The organism is Streptomyces sp. NPDC058195, assembly GCF_042883525.1.
GTDB lineage: Bacteria > Actinomycetota > Actinomycetes > Streptomycetales > Streptomycetaceae > Streptomyces.
In genome coordinates this window covers 181,052-198,747 of record NZ_JBHVVM010000005.1, presented here as the reverse complement: position 1 = coordinate 198,747, position 17,696 = coordinate 181,052, and the positions used below count along the sequence as shown (strand labels likewise).

Genomic DNA, 17,696 nt, shown 5'->3' with positions numbered 1-17,696 from the left:
GGATGTGACGGCGACAGACGCGCGGCCGCGGGCGAGAGCGGGCGGGGGCTCCGCCGTCGGCGATGTCCTCGCGTTGGTGCTGTTGCCAGTGCCGCTGCTGGCTGCCGCGCTGCCCGCCGCCTTCGCCGGTGGTGGTACGAGACGCTGGTTCGGCGGGCGCGGGGAGAGCCAGCGCGCCGAGGCACAGGCCGCCAAGGACGCCGCCGCCTCGGCCTTCTACGAGCTCGACACCGCCCAGCGCGACCTGCGGATCTCGATCGAGACGATCACCGCGGTGGACAGCTCGCCCGCCGCACGCAGGGTCGTGGACGAGTTCGCCGCCCTGGGCCAGCGGATCGACGAGGCCAGCCGCACGTACATCACCGCGGTCGACGCGCACGATCTGGACCGGGACGACCTGGAGTCCTCGGCCGCCGCCCGCGCGCGGGCCGAGCTGACCGGGGCCAAGGACGAGCTGATCCGGGTCAAGGCCGAGCTGGACCGGTTCGCGCAGGGGCTCGGCCCGCTGCTGGGCAGTGCGGAGACGCAGCTCGCCCGGCTCGCGCCCGCCGTGGAGCGGGCCCGGCAGGCGCTGCTCGGCGCGAGCAACGCGCTCGACGCGGCGCGCGCCTCCGGGCTGCGGGCGGACGATCTCGCCGCCCGGCTGGCGGCCCTCGCCCCCGAGCTGACCAAGCTCAACGAGGGCGCCGGACGGCACGGCGTCCCGGAGACCCTCCAGCGGGCCGACCGGGTGCTGCGCGATGCCGAGACGGTGAAGGCCGAGGCGGAGAAGCTGCCCGAGCGGGCCGCCGAGATAGATCACCGGCTGGTGTCGCTGCGCACGCGCGCCGAGGCGCTGACGACCCGGGCGGGCTCGGTGGAGCCGGTGCTGAGCGAGTTGCGGCGCCGTTTCACGGCCGCGTGCTGGCAGGACCTCCAGCCGGTTCCGGAGCAGGCGGCGGTCAATGTGCGGCAGGCCGAGGAGAAGCTGAAGGAGGCCGCCAAGGCGCGCGACGAGCAGCGGTGGGCGGACGCGACGTCCCGGCTGAGCACGGTCCGCGCCCTGCTGAACGCCACGGACGAGGCGGTGTCAGCGGCCGGTGACCGGCTGCACCGGCTGGACGCGGTGGCCAAGGACCCGCAGCAGGAGATCCAGCGGACCCGGTTCGCGGTCCGGGACGCCCAGCGTCTGGCGATGGAGGGCCGCAGTACGCCCGATCCGCGCCACGCCCGTCCGCTGGACGACGCGGTGGCCCGGCTGGACCGCGCCGTCGCCGCGCTCGACGGGCGGCACCCCGACTACTGGCACTTCCTGACCGAGACCGAAGCGGTGCGGCAGACGGCCGCGCGGGTGGTCTCCGGGATTCGAGAGGAGCGCGGCGCGGGCCGGGGCTGAAGTCCTGCCCCTCCGTGCACGACGTACCTCATGCGCGGGAGCCCTCCACGTACAAAGCTCCGCCGCGTACAGGAGCCCTCCGCGTACGAGGCTCCTCCATGCGCGAGGCTCCTCCTTGCGCGAAACTCCGCCATGCGCTGGAGCCCTCCACGTACAAAGCTCCGCCGTGCACGGGAATCCTCCATGTGCGGTGGTACGGGCGCGGGCGGATGCTGGGGATACGGGTGGAAGGAGGCTGCGCGATGGCCACCCACCACGTACCGCACATCAGGGGACGGCACTCCCCTCACCGCCGCACGGCCGCCCGGCTCGACCGGCATCTGCCGGTCGATCACCGGCTCAACCGCGTCTACCGGGTCGGGGCGGGGCTGATGGGGCTGGTGCTGCTGGCGTTCGGGGCCCTGGGGCTGATGAACAGGATCGGCTTCTTCAGCACCGGCGGGGCCACCGTCGCGGGCCTCAACACCAACGGCGCGCTGAGCGTCCTCTCCCTCTGCGTCGGTCTGCTGCTGTTCGCCGGGATGGTGATCGGCGGCAATGTCGCCTCGACGCTCAACATGGTTCTGGGCATCGCCTTCGTCCTCAGCGGATTCGTGAACCTCGCGCTGCTGGGGACCGCGTACAACTTCCTCGCCTTTCAACTCCAGAACGTGCTGTTCAGCTTCGTGGTCGGGCTGATGCTGATGGTCTTCGGGATGTACGGGCGGATCAGCGGCGGCCTTCCGCACGACAATCCGTACTGGCGGGCCCGCCATCCCGAGGAAGCCGAACGGGAGCTGCGACTCCGCCGGAAGGAGGACCGGCCGCCGATGCCGGTCGTCCGCCGGCCGCCTTGAGCCACCGCTAATCTGAGGGCATGCCTCGATACGAATTCCGCTGCCGCTCCTGCGGGGACACGTTCGAACTGAGCCGTCCGATGGCCCAGTCCTCCGATCCGGCCTCCTGCCCCGCCGGTCACGCCGACACCGTGAAGCTGCTCTCCACCGTGGCCGTCGGCGGCTCGTCCGCCAAGTCCGCGCCCGCCGCCCCGGCGGGCGGAGGCGGCGGAGGCTGCTGCGGGGGCGGCTGCTGCGGCTGATCAACCGTTACGGCTGCTGCGGCTGGCCAACCGTTACGTCTGCTACGGCTGACCGGCTGCTGGTGCCGCTGCTGAGCAGGGCGGGCGTTACCGCTTGCGGGAGAGCGTCAGGCCGTCGGACACGGTCAGCAGCACGCTGTCCATCCGCGTATCGGCGGCCACGTGGTCGTTGAACTCCTTGATCGCTGCCGCCGCGCCGGTCGCCTCCGGGTCGGTCACGCGGCCGTGGAAGAGCACGTTGTCCGAGACGATCAGGCCGCCCTGCCGCATCCGGGGCACCAGCTCCTCCCAGTACGGGATGTAGTTGCCCTTGTCCGCGTCCAGGTAGGCGAAGTCGATGTGCGGCTCGTCCGGCATCGCCCTCAAGGTGTCGAGCGCGGGGGCGATGCGCAGGTCGATCCGGTCCGCGACGCCCGCCTTCTGCCACGCCTCCCTGCCGTACGCGGTCCACTCCTCGGAGACGTCGCAGGCGATCAGGCGGCCGTCGGCGGGCAGCGCCTGCGCCATCGACAGCGCGGAGAACCCGGTGAACGTCCCGACCTCCACGATGTGCCGGGCGCCGGTCAGCCGGACGAGGAAGGCCAGCAGCGGCCCCTGCTCCTCGGCCGACTGCATCCCGGCGTGCTCGGGCAACCGCGCGTAGGTGGTCTTCACCAGCTCGCGCTGCACCGCGTCGAGCGGAGGGTTGTGCGCCAGCATGTACGCGTACAGCTCGTCCGTGATCTTCGTTTCGTTGCCCTTGGTCATGCGGTGCTCCTGGTACGTCCGGCGACCGGCGCGGTCACGTCCGGTATCAGGACGATCTTTCCACCGCGCGGTGCCCGTGTCCGGACGACGGGGCAGGGCGGTCCCTCCCCACGCGGTGTCCGGACCACGGGTCAGGACGGTCTTCCCTCGTGGGCCGCGCGGAGGAAGGCCCGGAGGATCTCCTCGCCCGCCGCGACGCCCTGGGCCGCCGTCACCTCGGTGTGCGGGGCGCGCCAGTCCGCATCGGCCAGTTCGCCGTGGGCCGGGCGCCAGGCGCGGTCGGCGGCGAGCAGCAGATCGGCGTCGAGGAGGCTGTCGCCCGCGGCGAGGGTGAGTGTGGCGCCGGTGCGCCGGGCGACCTCCTCCATGGCGGCGCTCTTGGTGAGCGGGCCGGGTACGGCGTAGATCTTGCGGCCCTGGAGAGAGACCGTCCAGCCCCGGGCCCCCGCCCACGCGCCCAGCTCCTCGGCCCAGCCTCCGGGCAGCAGCGAGCGCTCCACCACGAGATAGGCGAAGAGGTCCTCGGCGACCCGTTCCTTGAGCAGCCAGGCGGGGTCGGCCGTGGCCAGCAGGTGGGCGCGGACCTCCGCGAGCGGGGCGCACTCCTCGGCGATCTGGCGGGTCACCCGCCGCTGCCAGCCGGCGTCGGACTCGCCGTCGACCAGCAGGTGTCCCCCGTTGGCGCAGATCGCGAACCGGGGCGCCGGGCCGGGCAGCCGGATACGCCGGTACTGCTCGCGGGTTCGGGTGGTCGTGGGGACGAAGACGGTGGTGCGGGCCAGCTCGGCGAGGAGCGTCGCGGCCGTCTCCGTCAGGTACGAGAGCGGCTTGTGGTCGTACACCTCCACGCAGAGCAGCCGGGGGGCCTCGGCGTCCGGCCCGGTGAGCCGGAGCGCCGCGGCGGAGTAGACCAGGGTGCGGTCGAGGTCGCTGGCGACCAGCGTCACGGGGGCGGCGGCGGCTGCCGCGGGAACAGGAGTCTGGGCGGCGGCGGGAGCCTCGGGCGTGGTCACTTCGTGTCCACCGTCCGGCCGTCCGCGCCCGTCGCACCCCGGGTGTACTTCGGGTGGATCAGGCCGACACAGCTGTACGGGAGGCCGTCGACCTCCTCCACCGGTACGTCCCGCTGTTCGGCCAGCATGCGGATGTGTTCGAGGTCCGCGCCCGCGTCGCGCCGGGTCAGGATCTTCCAGGGGACGCGGCGCAGCAGCACCCGGGTGGTCTCGCCGACGCCCGGCTTGACCAGGTTCACGTCATGGATGCCGTACTCCTCGCTGATCCGCTCCACCGCGGCCCAGCCCTCCCAGGTGGGCGCCCGGTCGGCCGCGAGCAGGTCCTTGGCCTCGGCGTCCACCGCGTCGGCGACCGCGTCGAAGTGCGCGGCGACGGTGTCGAGGAAGAGGCCGGACACGTCGGCGTCCGCCAGCTCACGGTAGAACTTCGCGCCGTGGAAGTCCTCGGGGCCGACCAGGTCCGCGCGGAGCACGGTCCGCGAGATGAGCCCGGAGACGGTGGAGTTGAGGCAGGCGGACGGGATGAGGAAGTCCTCCCGGGTGCCGTACGTGCGGACGCAGCCGCCGGGGTCGGCCAGCACCGCGATCTCCGGGTTGAAGCCCTCGAACCCGCCGAGCGCCGCGGAGAGTTCCCGCGTGATCGCGCCCTTTCCGGTCCAGCCGTCCACGAAGACGATGTCCGCCGGGTCGTGGTGGGCGGCCAGCCATCGCAGGGCGTTGGCGTCGATGCCGCGGCCGCGCACGATGGAGACGGCGTAGTGGGGCAGCTCGATGCCGTGCCGCCGCTGGGCCCAGCGGCGCATCAGTACGCCGACGGGCGTACCGGCGCGGGCCAGCGAGACCAGGACCGGACGGGGGCCGCGCTCGGCGAGGACCGTCTCGGTGACGGTGCCGACAGCGCGGGCGATCCGGGCGGCCGACAGCTCCAGCGCCGCCCGGAACAGTTCCTGGTACGCGGCGGAGGGCTGGTACTCGACGGGCAGCGATTCGGCGTAGTGGGCGCCGCCGCTCTGTATCGCCTCCTCGCGCTCCTCGGTGGGCGCCTCCAGCTCGGTGTCCGAGAGGTCCTGGAGCAGCCAGCCGACCTCCTGTGGCGCGTAGGAGGAGAAGGCGGGGCCGCGGAGGGGCTCGGGCAGCATGGGGGCTTCCTGCCGTTCGGGGAGGTGCGTACGGGGGTGCGGGACGTACGAGGGGACGTACGAGGGGACGACCGCGAGCAGTACGTGTGCGGTGTGCGCGGCGAGCTGTGCCAACAGGCCGCCGGGAGCGTGAAGTTCAGGGGTGTCGGCGACGGAGTCGACGACGAGCAGCACGGCGTCGAAACCGGCGCCCGCGACGTTGTACGCGTACCGGTCTCCGGGCCCGTCGTCCGGGTCGTCGTGGGCCGGGAAGACCAGCCGGGTCCGTATCGCGTAGCCCGGGTCGTCCACGGCGAGGACGGGGGAACGCGTGGTGGTGGAGTAGCGCACCTCTGCGTCGGTGAGCTGCTCCAGGGCCGTGCCCAGGCGCAGGGGGGCGTACATCAGCTCCTCGAAGCCGAGGACCAGGACGCGCCGGGCGCCTCCCAGCTGTCCGGCGAGGCGGGCGGCCATGGTGGGGAGGGCGTCCTCCAGGACCGCCCGGTGGCCGGGGGTGAAGCCGTGCCGCCCGCCGTCGGGCACCCCGGCGGGCCACCGGAGGTCCACCCGGGTGCAGGGGCGGGGGGCCGGGGCGCCCGGCGCCGGTTCGTGCGCGGAGGGGGGCCCGGGTATCTGCTCATGCGCGGCGACCAGGGCCTGGCCCTTCTCCAGGACGCCCTCCGGAAGGGTGACCGTGCCCGAGCCGTACGCCACGAGGTCGACCCGGGCGCCGATCTCCTCGGCGAACACGGCCAGCCTGTCCCGGTCGGCCGGGGAGCGCATGTCCATCAGGGCGACGATCGTGTAGCGGTCGCGCGGGTACCGCTCGTGCAGGGCGCGGATGGTGTTGAGCACGGTGTTGCCGGTGGAGAACTCGTCGTCGACCAGGACCAGCGGGGCGCCGGAGACATGCCTCCCGGTGTCCGCCCCGCCGCGGCCGCCGGTCAGCAGCCCGGGGTCCTCCGGGAGCAGCAGGTGCGAGGTGGCGTGCGAGTGGGACTCCTCGAAGCCTCCCGCCCGTGCCACGCCCGCCACGGGGCGGCGCGTCGAGTGGAGGTACGGTGCCACGCCCAGACCGTCGGCGACCGCGTGGCCGAGGGCGGTGGCGGTCTCCGCGTAACCGAGCACGACGGCCCGGCCGGCCTCGGTCTCGCCGAGGAGAGCGCGCACCCGGCGGCCCAGCTCGAATCCGGTGCGGTAGACCACGGAGGGCTTCTGCGGGACGTGCTTGCCGAGCACGTTCGACACCAGCAGGTGGGCGCGCTTGGGGTTACGGCGCAGGGCGAGGCCCAGCAGGGCGCGCAGTTCCCCGTCGCCCTCGGGCCTGCCGTCCCCCGCGAGCTCCACACCCAGTCGCTCCGCCACCCAGCTGCCCGACCACACCACGTCCGCCGCACCCTTCCCTTCACCTGTACCTGCGCCTGCGCCCGCGCCTGTGCCCGTACCTGTACCCGTGCCCGTACCTGCGCCCGTGCCCGTACCTGCGCCCGCGGCTGTCTTCCGTTCCTCCGCCGTCCGTCCCTCCGCCGTCCGTTCCGGCGTTCCGGCCGCCCGCTGCGCGCTCACTCGGCGACGCTCGCGGACAGCAGTTCCACGAATCCGACATCCGGCCCGGCCACCCCGAAGACCTCGGCCCGCAGCAGGGTCCGCTCGGCCCAGGCCCGGTGCGGCTTCACCTCGTTCATCTTGTTCGTGTAAGCGGAGCGCATGACGCCACCGCCGCCGCGCTCCGGGCGCAGGATGTCCTCGGCGTCGCTGAACTCCTCGTGGCTGACCACGGACAGAGCGTGCACGGGTGCGACGTGCGAGGGGTGGATGCAGGTCTTGCCGAGCAGGCCATTGGCCCGGTCCAGCTCGATCTCGCGCAGCAGGCCGTCCAGGTCGTGCTCGATCAGCGTGGTGCGCAGTTCCTCGGCCCGGCCCTCCAGGAAGGGGCTCTGGCGGAGCTGGGGTTTGAACATGCGCTCCTGGAGCCGGAAGTACTCCCAGACCGGCCCGGTGATGGTGAATCCGGTGCCGTCCGCGCGGCCCAGCACATTGACCACGTCGGCGATCACCGCACCGACGATCTGCACGTCGTACGCGGTCATGTCGGGCGCCCTGCGCAGTCCGTACGCCGAGCAGAAGTCGGTGACGCCGAGCCGGAGCGCGAGCACCCGGTCGCGGTACGTGTCGACCGTGCGGGCTATGCCGCGGAGCGCGTCCCGCCGGGTCTCCAGGTGGAGCAGTTCAGGCGATTCGAGCACGGGCATCGCGAACAGCCGGCGCCCGCTGTCCTTCTCCGCCTCGGCGAGCGCCTCCATAAAGGGGACGCCACGCTCTTCGGTGAACTTCGGAAGTACGAAACCGGACAACATTCGGACAGTGGCGCCGAGCCGACGCACCAGGTCGCCGATCTGCCCCGGCTCCCGGACCCGGATGAAGAGCAGCGGCACCTCGGCGCCGCGGGCGTCGAGGTCGGCGAACTGCCGGACCAGATTCCCCTCGGCGCCGACGACCTCGGAGTCATCGATCGAATCCTCCAGGCAGAGCACCATCGAGACGACACCGCGACCAGCCTGCTTGATGATGTCGTCGGCGAGCCTCGGCCGGGTGGCGGGGCTGTACAGCGTCGCCCCCAGGGCAGCCGAGAGGACCCGGGCCGGTGAGTCCGGGCCGAACTCGCACGGCTCCCGGAAGAACAGCCGCCTCTTCACCGCGGGCGCAATGTGCCCGAAATGTCGCATGTAACTCCCCCGAACTGCCTGACTGACCGAAGAATGCATGGCCGGTAATAGTACGTATGGGCGAGTGTCAAGAGTTCCCCATGTGCATGAACTGCGGGCAACTCGACCATTTCCCGATGGGTCGCCGCGTGCCGGAACCAGTACTTCCGAAAGATCATCGGGAGAATCGCTACGACCCCCGCGTTGTCCGCGCGGGCCGCCAGCAGGCAGGATGACGGGCATGACGCACGCGATGGTGAAGGGCTCGAACGTCCCTCTGGACACCCTGGCCGTACGGGCCGTGCTGTGCTGGACCCCGGGCACCGGAGTGCCGGACGTGGATGTCTCGGCCCTGCTGCTCGGATCCGGCGGACGCGTGCGCTCGGACGAGGACTTCGTCTTCTACAACCAGCCCCGCCACCCCTCCGGCCTGGTACGGCACCTGCCGAAGCGGAGCGTCACCGACGGGCTCACCGACACCGTGGAAGCCGAACTGGGCGGGCTCGACCCCTCGGTCGAGCAGGTGGTCGTCGCCGCCTCCTCGGACGGCGGCACCTTCGCCCAGGTGCACGACCTGCGCATCCTGCTGTACGACGCCACGGCGCCCGGCGCGGAGCCGCTCGCGGTCTTCGACGTACGGCCGGAGACCGGCGAGGAGACGGCCATCATCTGCGGCGAGCTCTACCGGCGCGGCGATGGCTGGAAATTCCGCGCGGTGGCACAGGGCTACCCGACCGGGCTGATCGGACTGGCGACCGACTTCGGCATCTCGGTCGACGAGACCTCGCCCGAGCCCGACCCGGCGCAGGCACAGGCACAGACCACTCCCGCTCCCGTCTCCCCGGCCGTGCCGGTACCGGCGCCCGCCGTCCCGCCCGCACCTGGCTTCCCCCCGGCCACGGCCCCGGGGCCCGACGCGCAGGCCACGGTCCAGCACCGGCAGCCCGCGTACGGCTACCCTCAGCCGGCCCCCGCCCAGCCCTCGTACGGCTACCCCCAGTCCGCCGCGGCCCAGCCGTCCTATGGCTACCCGCAGCCGGCCGCGGCCGCCGCGCCCGCCCCGGACCCGAATTTCGCCCTGCCGCCGATGGGCCCGCAGTTCGTACGGTCCTGAGGACGGCGGCGGCTGCGCGTACGACAGCCCCGCGAGCGGCGGCTCCGCGAGCGGCCGGGCTCAGGTGCGGGACTTGTAGCCGCGGCCCCACTGCATGCCGTAGCCGTACATCCGGTCCAGCTCCGACTGGAACCCGTACACGAACTTCACCTCGCGCCGCACGACCAGGTCGTCCTTGACGTTCTGCACCGTGAACACGGCGCAGGAACGGGCCTCCGGGGCGTCCTCGTCGAGCTCTATCTCGATGCGGGGCCCGTTGCCCGGGTAGAGCGTCACCTTGGCGTGCGTCCGGTCGAAGGCCGGTGTCTGGTCGTAGATGTAGACGAAGAAGAGCAGCCGTTTGATCTGGTCGCGCTGGTCGAGATTGACGTAGACGGTCTCACCCGAGGGCGCGCCGAAGCGGTCGTCCCCGCTGAGCCGGATGTACGGCGGGCCGTGCAGGTCGCCCAGGAGATTGCCGAGCGGCTGGACGACGCCCCTGGAGCCGTCCTTCAGCTCGTACATGCAGCCCAGGTCCAGGTCGACGTTGACCATGCCCTGGGTGTGGGCCTGGACCACGTCCGGCTTGAAGAACTCCATCGGCCGCAGCAGCCGGCCGCTCTGCCGCGACCGGCCCATGATGTCCGAGGTCCGCATCTGCCAGGACAGGTTGACCCGCAGATTGCCGGTCAGCGCGCCTTGCTTGCCGAGCGAGACCGTGGCGTGCCGCCGGGAGAGCACGATGGAACTCGTCGCCGCGCTGCCCGACTCGAACTGTGCCTGCCGCCGCGGCCGCAGGTTGTCCCAGAACGCCATCCCAACCCCCATATGTAGAAGAACGCCCGGACCCCTGGCCGCCCCGGGTCCGGTCCCCGAACGCCCGCATCACTGCGGGGCGGCCGCGGGGCCGGGTCCGGATGCCTCCGGAGAACCCTTGCCTCACGAACCGCCCCGCAGAAGAGCGTTCCTCAATCCCTACCGGGTCACACCCCGGACGGGACTTCCGCCTTGGAACCGGCGTCATCCCCGCCGCCCTCGGCCGCCAGCGCCTTGTTCCGCCGGACCGAGGACCAGAAGGACAGAGCGATCAGGAGGACACCGACGGAGCCGGTGATGAGCTCGTGGATCTGGTACTGGATGGTGATGAGCAGGATCGCGGCCAGCGCGCCGATGGCGTAGTGGGCGCCGTGCTCCAGGTAGACGTAGTCGTCGAGGGTGCCCTGGCGGACCAGGTAGACCGTGAGCGACCGGACGTACATGGCGCCGATACCGAGGCCGAGCGCCATGAGCACGATCTCGTTGGTGACGGCGAAGGCACCGATGACACCGTCGAACGAGAAGGAGGCGTCGAGCACTTCCAGGTAGAGGAACATGAAGAACGCGGCCTTGCCCGCGAGCGCGACAGAGGAAACCTTCTTTCCGCTTCGCTTGGCGGCTTCCTCGGCCTCGTGCTCGCGCTCTTCTTCCTCTTCCAGCCGGTTCTCGAAGAAGCCGGAGAGACCACCGACGATGAGGTACGTGATCAGACCGGCGACACCGGCGAGCAGGACCGTCTCCGTCTTGTCCGCGTGGCCACCGCCGTGCTGGTGCGCGTTGCCCGCGACGGTCAGGGCCGAGATGAGCAGCACGATGAGCGCGATGCAGACCGACAGCATGTCGACCTTGCCGAGCTTGGCGAGCGGACGCTCGATCCAGCGCAGCCACTGGATGTCACGGTCCTCGAAAATGAAGTCGAGGAAGATCATCAGAAGGAACATGCCACCGAACGCGGCGATCGCCGGGTGCGCGTCGGTGACGAGCTCCTGATAGCGCTCGGGCTGGTTGAACGAAAGATCGACGGCCTCGATCGGACCGATCTTCGCGGTGATGGCCACGATCACGACGGGGAAGACCAGTCGCATACCGAAGACCGCGATGAGCACACCGATCGTGAGGAAGATCTTCTGCCAGAAGGCATTCATCTTCTTCAGGATTCCGGCGTTGACCACCGCGTTGTCGAAGGACAGCGAGATCTCCAGAACGGAAAGGATCGCTACCACCCCGAAGGCCTGCCACCCCCCGTAGAACACAGCTGCGACCAGGCCGAGCGCGGTAACCGCGAACGACCAGCCAAAGGTTTTCAAAAGCACTGGCTACCCCATCGTGTATGTAACGGGTCTCCCCCGCGCCGTACGCGGCTTTACGAAACGTTGACCCCGAAGTCTAGAGCGATACCGCGAAGGCCTGACGCGTACCCCTGTCCAACTGCACGGAACTTCCACTCGCCGTTGTACCGGTAGAGCTCTCCGAAGATCATCGCCGTTTCCGTCGAGGCGTCCTCGGTGAGGTCGTATCGCGCGAGTTCCTGGCCGTCCGCCTGGTTCACCACGCGGATGAACGCATTGCTGACCTGGCCGAAGGTCTGGCCCCGGCCGTCGGCCTCGTGAATGGAGACCGGAAAAATGATCTTGTCGCAGTGCGCGGGGACCTGGTCGAGGTGGACGATGACCGACTCGTCGTCGCCGTCGCCCTCGCCCGTCAGGTTGTCGCCGGTGTGCTCGACGGAGCCCTCGGGGCTCGTGAGGTTGTTGTAGAACACGAACCACTCGTCGCCGAGGACCCGGCCCGACTGGCACAGCAGTGCGCTGGCGTCGAGGTCGAAGTCGGCGCCGGTGGTGGATCGTGCGTCCCAGCCGAGCCCGACCAGCACCTGGGTGAGGTTGGGTGCGGCCTTGGAGAGGGAGACGTTGCCTCCCTTGGCGAGCGTGACGCCCATGGTGTGTCCTCCCCGGATCAATGAACCGTCTGCTGGGCCCGTCGGAGCCGCACAGAGCCCCCGAGCCGCCTGTTGAGCGCGTCCGGCGCCGCACAGAGGTGCGGCGCCGGACGGGTGGTACGTACGGGGGGTGACGCGGGCCACAGGCCGACGGCCCGGCCCGGTCACACCCAGGATCCCCTGCCCGGCCGGGGCCGGAGGAATCTCGGTCAGACGTTGACGCCGAAGTCCTGCGCGATGCCGCGCAGCCCCGAGGCGTACCCCTGACCGATGGCGCGGAACTTCCACTCCGTCCCGTGGCGGTACAGCTCGCCGAAGACCATGGCGGTCTCCGTCGAGGCGTCCTCGCTCAGGTCGTAGCGGGCCAGCTCGCTGTTGTCCGCCTGGTTCACCACGCGGATGTACGCGTTGCGCACCTGCCCGAAGCTCTGCTGACGGGTCTCGGCCTCATAGATCGAGACCGGGAAGACGATCTTGTCGACATCGCCCGGGACCGTGGCCAGGTTCACCTTGATGACCTCGTCGTCGCCCTCGCCCTCACCGGTGAGGTTGTCACCGGTGTGCTCGACGGAGCCGTCGGGGCTCTTCAGGTTGTTGAAGAAGACGAAGTTCCCGTCGCCGCTGACCTTGCCCTGGTCGTTCGTCAGCAGGGCGCTGGCGTCCAGGTCGAAGTCGCCACCGGTGGTGGTGCGAGCGTCCCAGCCGAGACCGACGATGACCGCCGTCAGGTTGGGCGCGGCCTTGGTCAGCGAGACGTTGCCGCCCTTGCTGAGGCTGACTCCCACGAGTCCTCCCATTGGTTTCTTGGGGGCCGGCGGACCGCCGGCGCCTCCACTTGCGTTGGCATCCGAATCAACGACTGGATCCTAGTGACCGGTTCCCGCCCGAGCAGGCTTTTCGCCGGGTCCACCACGGATCGTCCGGTGCCGGATCAGAGTGCGCCGAGCGCCTTGACGTAGTCGTTGAGGTCGCGCGCGTCCGGCAGACCGTTCACGACGGTCCAGCGCACCACGCCCTCCTTGTCGATGATGAAGGTGCCGCGCACGGCGCAGCCCTTGTCCTCGTCGAAGACGCCGTACGCCCGCGAGGTCTCTCCGTGCGGCCAGAAGTCCGAGACCAGCGGGTACTCCAGGCCCTCCTGCTCGGCGAAGACGCGCAGGGTGTGGATGGAGTCGTTGGAGACGGCGAGCAGCTGCGTGTCGTCGTTCTCGAACTTCGGCAGCTCGTCGCGGAGCGCGCAGAGCTCACCCGTGCAGACGCCCGTGAAGGCGAACGGGTAGAACAGCAGCACCACGTTCTTCTCGCCGCGGAAGTCCGACAGCCGCACGGTCCGGCCGTGGTTGTCCTTCAGCTCGAAATCCGGGGCCTTGGTGCCGACCTCGATCGCCATGAAAAGCGTCCCTTCGCTACGTTCACCGGGCTGGACCGTCCGGGTGGCTCCCACCCTACGCAGAGTCCGCGCCGGTCCGTGCGGCGCTCCCGAAGCCCGCGCCCCGGGCCCCGGACGGTCCTGGCCCGGACCCCGTGGCGGGCACACGAAGGCCCCCGGGCGGCTCATGTGCCACCCGGGGGCCTGCGGGACGAATAACGCGCCGGGAGCGTCTCTCAGCGCTTGGCCCGTGCCGTCTTCGGCGTCGCCAGACGGCTGCCCGTCCAGTCCTTGCCCGCGTTGATGCTCTTGGTCTGGGCGAGACCGGCCGTCTGGGCGGCCTCGTTGATGTCGCTCGGCTCGACGTATCCGTCACGGCCGGTCTTCGGCGTCATCAGCCAGACCGTGCCGCCGTCCTCGATCAGACCAATGGCATCCACCAGCGCGTCCGTAAGGTCGCCGTCCTCGTCACGGAACCACAGCAGTACGACGTCAGCGACGTCGTCGTAGTCCTCGTCGGCGAGTTCCTGGCCGATTGTGGCCTCGATGGCTTCACGGAGTTCCTGCTCGACGTCGTCGTCGTAGCCGATCTCCTGGACCACCTGTCCGGGCTCGAACCCCAGGCGTGCTGCCAGGCTGGTCCGCTCCTCCGCGTGGTCCGCGGTCGCGCTCACGGGTTGCCTCCTGATCATGTTTCGGAAAATGCTTCAGCCACGCGCGTGCGCGGGGCATTGGCCGTAGTCCACACGGGAGTGGCGGATCGCGCAAGTACCCGGCGTGCGAGACCGCCTAAACGGTGACGTTCCCTGCCACGTCTCCGCACTGTCGGCAGATCCCCTCCGGGGTCCGGCGCTACCGTCCACACCCTTTACGTCCTTCCACAGCTTATGCCGTTTCGGTCCGCCATTCGGAGTCGAACATCCTTTGGGAACGCTTGGACGGCTTGGGCGTATGGTTGCGCTTTGGGCCGTACCATCCCCTCGCGCCGGACGCGAAGCGCCGCAACACGGCGGTTACCCCTCGGTAGAGATGACGTTTGCGTCCTCGCGGTACACGATGGTGACGGCGTACTAGCACGGCCCGTAGTACCAGCAGCACGGCCCCGTAGGCACCACCGAACAGCGAAGGAACAGCGTGGCTTCCGGCTCCGATCGCAACCCGATCATCATTGGCGGCCTGCCGAGCCAGGTCCCGGACTTCGATCCCGAAGAGACCCAGGAATGGCTCGACTCGCTCGATGCCGCAGTCGACGAGCGGGGCCGCGAGCGGGCCCGTTACCTGATGCTCCGGCTCATCGAGCGCGCGCGGGAGAAGCGTGTCGCCGTGCCGGAGATGCGCAGCACGGACTACGTGAACACGATCGCCACGAAGGACGAGCCGTTCTTCCCCGGTGACGAGGAGATCGAGCGCAAGGTCCTCAACGCGACCCGCTGGAACGCGGCCGTGATGGTCTCGCGCGCCCAGCGTCCGGGCATCGGCGTCGGCGGCCACATCGCCACCTTCGCCTCCTCGGCCTCGCTGTACGACGTGGGCTTCAACCACTTCTTCCGGGGCAAGGACGACGGTCTGGGCGGCGACCAGATCTTCTTCCAGGGCCACGCCTCGCCGGGCATCTACGCCCGCGCCTATCTGCTCGACCGGCTCAGCGAGGCGCAGCTCGACGGCTTCCGCCAGGAGAAGTCGAAGGCGCCCAACGGCCTGTCCAGCTATCCGCACCCGCGGCTGATGCCGGACTTCTGGGAGTTCCCGACCGTCTCGATGGGCCTCGGCCCGCTCGGCGCGATCTACCAGGCCCGGATGAACCGCTACATGGAGGCGCGCGGTATCGCCGACACCTCCCAGTCCCACGTGTGGGCGTATCTGGGCGACGGCGAGATGGACGAGCCGGAGTCGCTCGGACAGCTCTCCCTGGCCGCCCGCGAGGGGCTGGACAACCTCACCTTCGTCGTCAACTGCAACCTCCAGCGGCTCGACGGACCGGTACGCGGCAACGGCAAGATCATCCAGGAGCTGGAGTCGCAGTTCCGGGGCGCCGGATGGAACGTCATCAAGCTGGTCTGGGACCGCTCCTGGGATCCGCTGCTCGCGCAGGACCGCACGGGCATCCTGGTCAACAAGCTGAACACCACGCCGGACGGCCAGTTCCAGACCTACGCCACCGAGTCGGGCGCGTACATCCGCGACCACTTCTTCGGGGACGACCCGCGGCTGCGCGAGATGGTCAAGGACATGTCCGACGACCAGATCCTGCACCTGGGCCGCGGCGGTCACGACCACAAGAAGGTCTACGCGGCCTACGCGGCGGCCAAGGCCCACAAGGGCCAGCCGACGGTGATCCTGGCGCAGACGGTCAAGGGCTGGACCCTGGGGCCGAACTTCGAGGGCCGCAACGCGACCCATCAGATGAAGAAGCTCACGGTCGAGGACCTGAAGCGGTTCCGCGACCGGCTGCACATCCCGATCACGGACAAGGATCTGGAGGACGGCCTCCCGCCGTACTACCACCCGGGCCGCGACTCGGAGGAGATCCAGTACATGCACGACCGCCGCAAGGGCCTGGGCGGTTACGTCCCGACCCGTGTGGTGCGCGCGAAGCCGCTGGCCCTGCCCGGGGACAAGACGTACGCGACCGCGAAGAAGGGCACCGGCCAGCAGTCGATCGCCACCACCATGGCGTTCGTCCGCATCCTGAAGGACCTCATGCGGGACAAGGAGATCGGCAAGCGTTTCGTGCTGATCGCGCCCGACGAGTACCGCACCTTCGGCATGGACGCCTTCTTCCCGAGCGCGAAGATCTACAACCCGCTGGGCCAGCAGTACGAGTCGGTGGACCGCGATCTGCTGCTCACGTACAAGGAGTCGCCGACCGGGCAGATGCTGCACGACGGCATTTCGGAGGCGGGCTGCACGGCGTCGCTGATCGCCGCGGGTTCGGCGTACGCCACGCACGGCGAGCCGCTGATCCCGGTGTACGTCTTCTACTCGATGTTCGGTTTCCAGCGCACCGGCGACCAGTTCTGGCAGATGGCCGACCAGCTCGCGCGCGGTTTCGTGCTGGGCGCGACCGCCGGACGCACGACGCTGACCGGTGAGGGGCTCCAGCACGCGGACGGCCACTCGCAGCTGCTCGCCTCGACCAACCCGGCCTGTGTCGCCTACGACCCGGCGTTCGGCTACGAGATCGCGCACATCGTCAAGGACGGTCTGCGCCGGATGTACGGCGAGGCCAGCGAGGACGTCTTCTACTACCTCACTGTCTACAACGAGCCGATCCAGCACCCGGCCGAGCCCGAGAACGTGGACGTCGAGGGCATCCTCAAGGGCGTCTACCGCTACCGGGCGGCCGACCGGGGCGAGATCCCGGCCCAGATCATGGCGTCCGGCGTGGCGGTCCCGTGGGCGATCGAGGCGCAGCGCATCCTCGCCGACGAGTGGAACGTCCGGGCGGACGTCTGGTCGGCGACCTCCTGGAACGAGCTGCGCCGCGAGGCCGTCGAGGTGGAGCGGTACAACCTGCTGCACCCGGAGGAGGAGCAGCGCGTCCCGTACGTGACGCGGAAGCTCTCCACTTCCCAGGGCCCGTTCGTGGCGGTGTCGGACTGGATGCGTTCGGTGCCGGACCAGATCGCGCGCTGGGTGCCCGGCGCGTACCAGTCGCTGGGTGCGGACGGCTTCGGCTTCGCGGACACGCGCGGCGCGGCCCGCCGGTTCTTCCACATCGACGCGCAGTCGATCGTCCTCGCGGTGCTCACCGAGCTCGCGAAGGAGAACCGGATCGACCGCTCGCTGCTGAAGCAGGCGCTCGACCGGTACGAGCTGCTGGATGTCGCGGCGGCGGACCCGGGCGCGGCGGGCGGCGACGCGTAGGCGGGCACGTACGCGTGTACGCGGAGGGCGGTGGGGCCGGGCGGCCTCACCGCCCTCCGCGTTTCCGGGCGGTCTCCCCGCCCCGCCCGGTCAGCTCTCCCAGATCTTGAAGGCCCTGACCTGGTAGGGGGAGCGGGGCACCCAGGTGCCGCCGCCCGGGTAGGTATCGAACTCGCCGGTCTCGGCGCACTCCGCCGACTGGTACGTGGTGACCGGGCGGCCGGTGCGGTTGGCGAGCGCCTGGACGCGGCTGCCCTTCGGCAGCGGTACGCAGCTCTCGATGTCGGTCGAGGCGAGTTCGTGGGTGCGGCGGGTGCCGGTGAAGTCCGGTGCGTCCCAGAGGCAGAGCTGCCCGGCGCCGCAGCCCCCGAGCGGGGCGGGCGGTGCGGAGTGGGCGGCGCTCTGCGGGAGCAGGGCGGCGGCGGCCAGCGAAGCGGCTGCCAGGACACCGGCGAATGCGGTCTTGCGCATGGAAGACGACCCCCGTGGTCGGTTGCGAATCGGTTGTCCGCACCCTGACCTGCGGCGCGGTGCCCGGGGAAGGGGGTCTGGAGCACACCACCCTGATAGGCGACA

General features: G+C 70.4%; 16 protein-coding genes. 5 read left to right on the top strand and 11 right to left on the bottom strand.

The features are described from left to right. Window positions 1–4: 4 nt before the first annotated feature. The 3 genes from ACFVWY_RS08670 (at window position 5) to ACFVWY_RS08660 (ending at window position 2,453) form a co-directional block, all read left to right on the top strand. On the top strand, window positions 5–1,375 hold the full coding sequence (locus ACFVWY_RS08670; protein ID WP_389868644.1) for a hypothetical protein: 1,371 nt from the start codon (window positions 5–7) through the stop codon (window positions 1,373–1,375). Between the two features lie 242 nt (window positions 1,376–1,617). Then, window positions 1,618–2,211: a DUF4383 domain-containing protein gene (locus ACFVWY_RS08665; protein WP_389868642.1), complete on the top strand. Its 594-nt coding sequence runs from the start codon at window positions 1,618–1,620 to the stop codon at window positions 2,209–2,211. A 20-nt stretch (window positions 2,212–2,231) separates the two neighbouring features. Beyond that, a complete protein-coding gene (locus tag ACFVWY_RS08660) occupies window positions 2,232–2,453 on the top strand; it encodes a zinc ribbon domain-containing protein (RefSeq protein WP_389868640.1) in 222 nt (73 codons plus the stop codon). Window positions 2,454–2,540: 87 nt separating this feature from the next. Here the strand turns inward: ACFVWY_RS08660 and ACFVWY_RS08655 are convergent, their stop codons facing one another. The 4 genes from ACFVWY_RS08655 to ACFVWY_RS08640 all read right to left on the bottom strand — a co-directional run bounded on the left by ACFVWY_RS08655 (window position 2,541) and on the right by ACFVWY_RS08640 (window position 8,057). Continuing rightward, window positions 2,541–3,200 (bottom strand): O-methyltransferase, encoded by a 660-nt coding sequence (locus tag ACFVWY_RS08655; RefSeq protein ID WP_389868638.1) that lies wholly within the window; start codon window positions 3,198–3,200, stop codon window positions 2,541–2,543. A 131-nt stretch (window positions 3,201–3,331) separates the two neighbouring features. After that, on the bottom strand, window positions 3,332–4,213 hold the full coding sequence (locus tag ACFVWY_RS08650) for an HAD family hydrolase (protein WP_389868636.1): 882 nt from the start codon (window positions 4,211–4,213) through the stop codon (window positions 3,332–3,334). Continuing rightward, window positions 4,210–6,717, bottom strand: a complete 2,508-nt coding sequence (locus tag ACFVWY_RS08645; RefSeq protein WP_389868634.1) for a phosphoribosyltransferase — start codon at window positions 6,715–6,717, stop codon at window positions 4,210–4,212. Before ACFVWY_RS08645 ends, ACFVWY_RS08650 begins: the two co-directional genes overlap by 4 nt. 176 nt (window positions 6,718–6,893) lie before the next feature. Then, a complete protein-coding gene (locus ACFVWY_RS08640; protein WP_389868632.1) occupies window positions 6,894–8,057 on the bottom strand; it encodes an HpcH/HpaI aldolase/citrate lyase family protein in 1,164 nt (387 codons plus the stop codon). A 220-nt stretch (window positions 8,058–8,277) separates the two neighbouring features. On the opposite strand from ACFVWY_RS08640, the gene ACFVWY_RS08635 reads away from it, so the two are divergent. Further along, window positions 8,278–9,150, top strand: coding sequence for a TerD family protein (locus ACFVWY_RS08635; RefSeq protein WP_389868630.1), 873 nt, complete (start codon window positions 8,278–8,280; stop codon window positions 9,148–9,150). A 60-nt stretch (window positions 9,151–9,210) separates the two neighbouring features. Here ACFVWY_RS08635 and ACFVWY_RS08630 read toward each other — a convergent pair whose 3' ends face one another. The 6 genes from ACFVWY_RS08630 to ACFVWY_RS08605 all read right to left on the bottom strand — a co-directional run bounded on the left by ACFVWY_RS08630 (window position 9,211) and on the right by ACFVWY_RS08605 (window position 13,927). Beyond that, complete coding sequence (locus ACFVWY_RS08630; RefSeq protein ID WP_389868628.1) at window positions 9,211–9,945, bottom strand: Tellurium resistance; 735 nt, start codon at window positions 9,943–9,945, stop codon at window positions 9,211–9,213. A gap of 167 nt (window positions 9,946–10,112) precedes the next feature. Further along, complete coding sequence (locus ACFVWY_RS08625) at window positions 10,113–11,258, bottom strand: DUF475 domain-containing protein (protein ID WP_389868626.1); 1,146 nt, start codon at window positions 11,256–11,258, stop codon at window positions 10,113–10,115. Window positions 11,259–11,308: 50 nt separating this feature from the next. Further along, on the bottom strand, window positions 11,309–11,884 hold the full coding sequence (locus tag ACFVWY_RS08620; protein WP_389868624.1) for a TerD family protein: 576 nt from the start codon (window positions 11,882–11,884) through the stop codon (window positions 11,309–11,311). Window positions 11,885–12,093: 209 nt separating this feature from the next. Further along, a complete protein-coding gene (locus ACFVWY_RS08615; protein WP_389868622.1) occupies window positions 12,094–12,669 on the bottom strand; it encodes a TerD family protein in 576 nt (191 codons plus the stop codon). Window positions 12,670–12,815: 146 nt separating this feature from the next. Continuing rightward, complete coding sequence (locus ACFVWY_RS08610; RefSeq protein ID WP_389868620.1) at window positions 12,816–13,274, bottom strand: peroxiredoxin; 459 nt, start codon at window positions 13,272–13,274, stop codon at window positions 12,816–12,818. Between the two features lie 215 nt (window positions 13,275–13,489). Further along, window positions 13,490–13,927, bottom strand: a complete 438-nt coding sequence (locus ACFVWY_RS08605; RefSeq protein ID WP_389868619.1) for a DUF3052 domain-containing protein — start codon at window positions 13,925–13,927, stop codon at window positions 13,490–13,492. Between the two features lie 460 nt (window positions 13,928–14,387). Between ACFVWY_RS08605 and aceE the strand changes: the two genes are divergently transcribed. After that, a complete protein-coding gene (gene aceE, locus ACFVWY_RS08600) occupies window positions 14,388–17,120 on the top strand; it encodes a pyruvate dehydrogenase (acetyl-transferring), homodimeric type (protein WP_389868617.1) in 2,733 nt (910 codons plus the stop codon). Window positions 17,121–17,210: 90 nt separating this feature from the next. Here aceE and ACFVWY_RS08595 read toward each other — a convergent pair whose 3' ends face one another. Further along, window positions 17,211–17,591: a peptidase inhibitor family I36 protein gene (locus ACFVWY_RS08595; RefSeq protein ID WP_389868615.1), complete on the bottom strand. Its 381-nt coding sequence runs from the start codon at window positions 17,589–17,591 to the stop codon at window positions 17,211–17,213. Between the last annotated feature and the right edge of the window lie 105 nt (window positions 17,592–17,696).

Coding starts and splice junctions, on each gene's coding strand:
- ACFVWY_RS08665 (WP_389868642.1), top strand. CDS start 1,618: ATGGCCACCCACCACGTACCGCACATCAGGGGACGGCACTCCCCTCAC.
- ACFVWY_RS08660 (WP_389868640.1), top strand. CDS start 2,232: ATGCCTCGATACGAATTCCGCTGCCGCTCCTGCGGGGACACGTTCGAA.
- ACFVWY_RS08655 (WP_389868638.1), bottom strand. CDS start 3,200: ATGACCAAGGGCAACGAAACGAAGATCACGGACGAGCTGTACGCGTAC.
- ACFVWY_RS08640 (WP_389868632.1), bottom strand. CDS start 8,057: ATGCGACATTTCGGGCACATTGCGCCCGCGGTGAAGAGGCGGCTGTTC.
- ACFVWY_RS08635 (WP_389868630.1), top strand. CDS start 8,278: ATGACGCACGCGATGGTGAAGGGCTCGAACGTCCCTCTGGACACCCTG.
- ACFVWY_RS08630 (WP_389868628.1), bottom strand. CDS start 9,945: ATGGCGTTCTGGGACAACCTGCGGCCGCGGCGGCAGGCACAGTTCGAG.
- ACFVWY_RS08620 (WP_389868624.1), bottom strand. CDS start 11,884: ATGGGCGTCACGCTCGCCAAGGGAGGCAACGTCTCCCTCTCCAAGGCC.
- ACFVWY_RS08610 (WP_389868620.1), bottom strand. CDS start 13,274: ATGGCGATCGAGGTCGGCACCAAGGCCCCGGATTTCGAGCTGAAGGAC.
- ACFVWY_RS08595 (WP_389868615.1), bottom strand. CDS start 17,591: ATGCGCAAGACCGCATTCGCCGGTGTCCTGGCAGCCGCTTCGCTGGCC.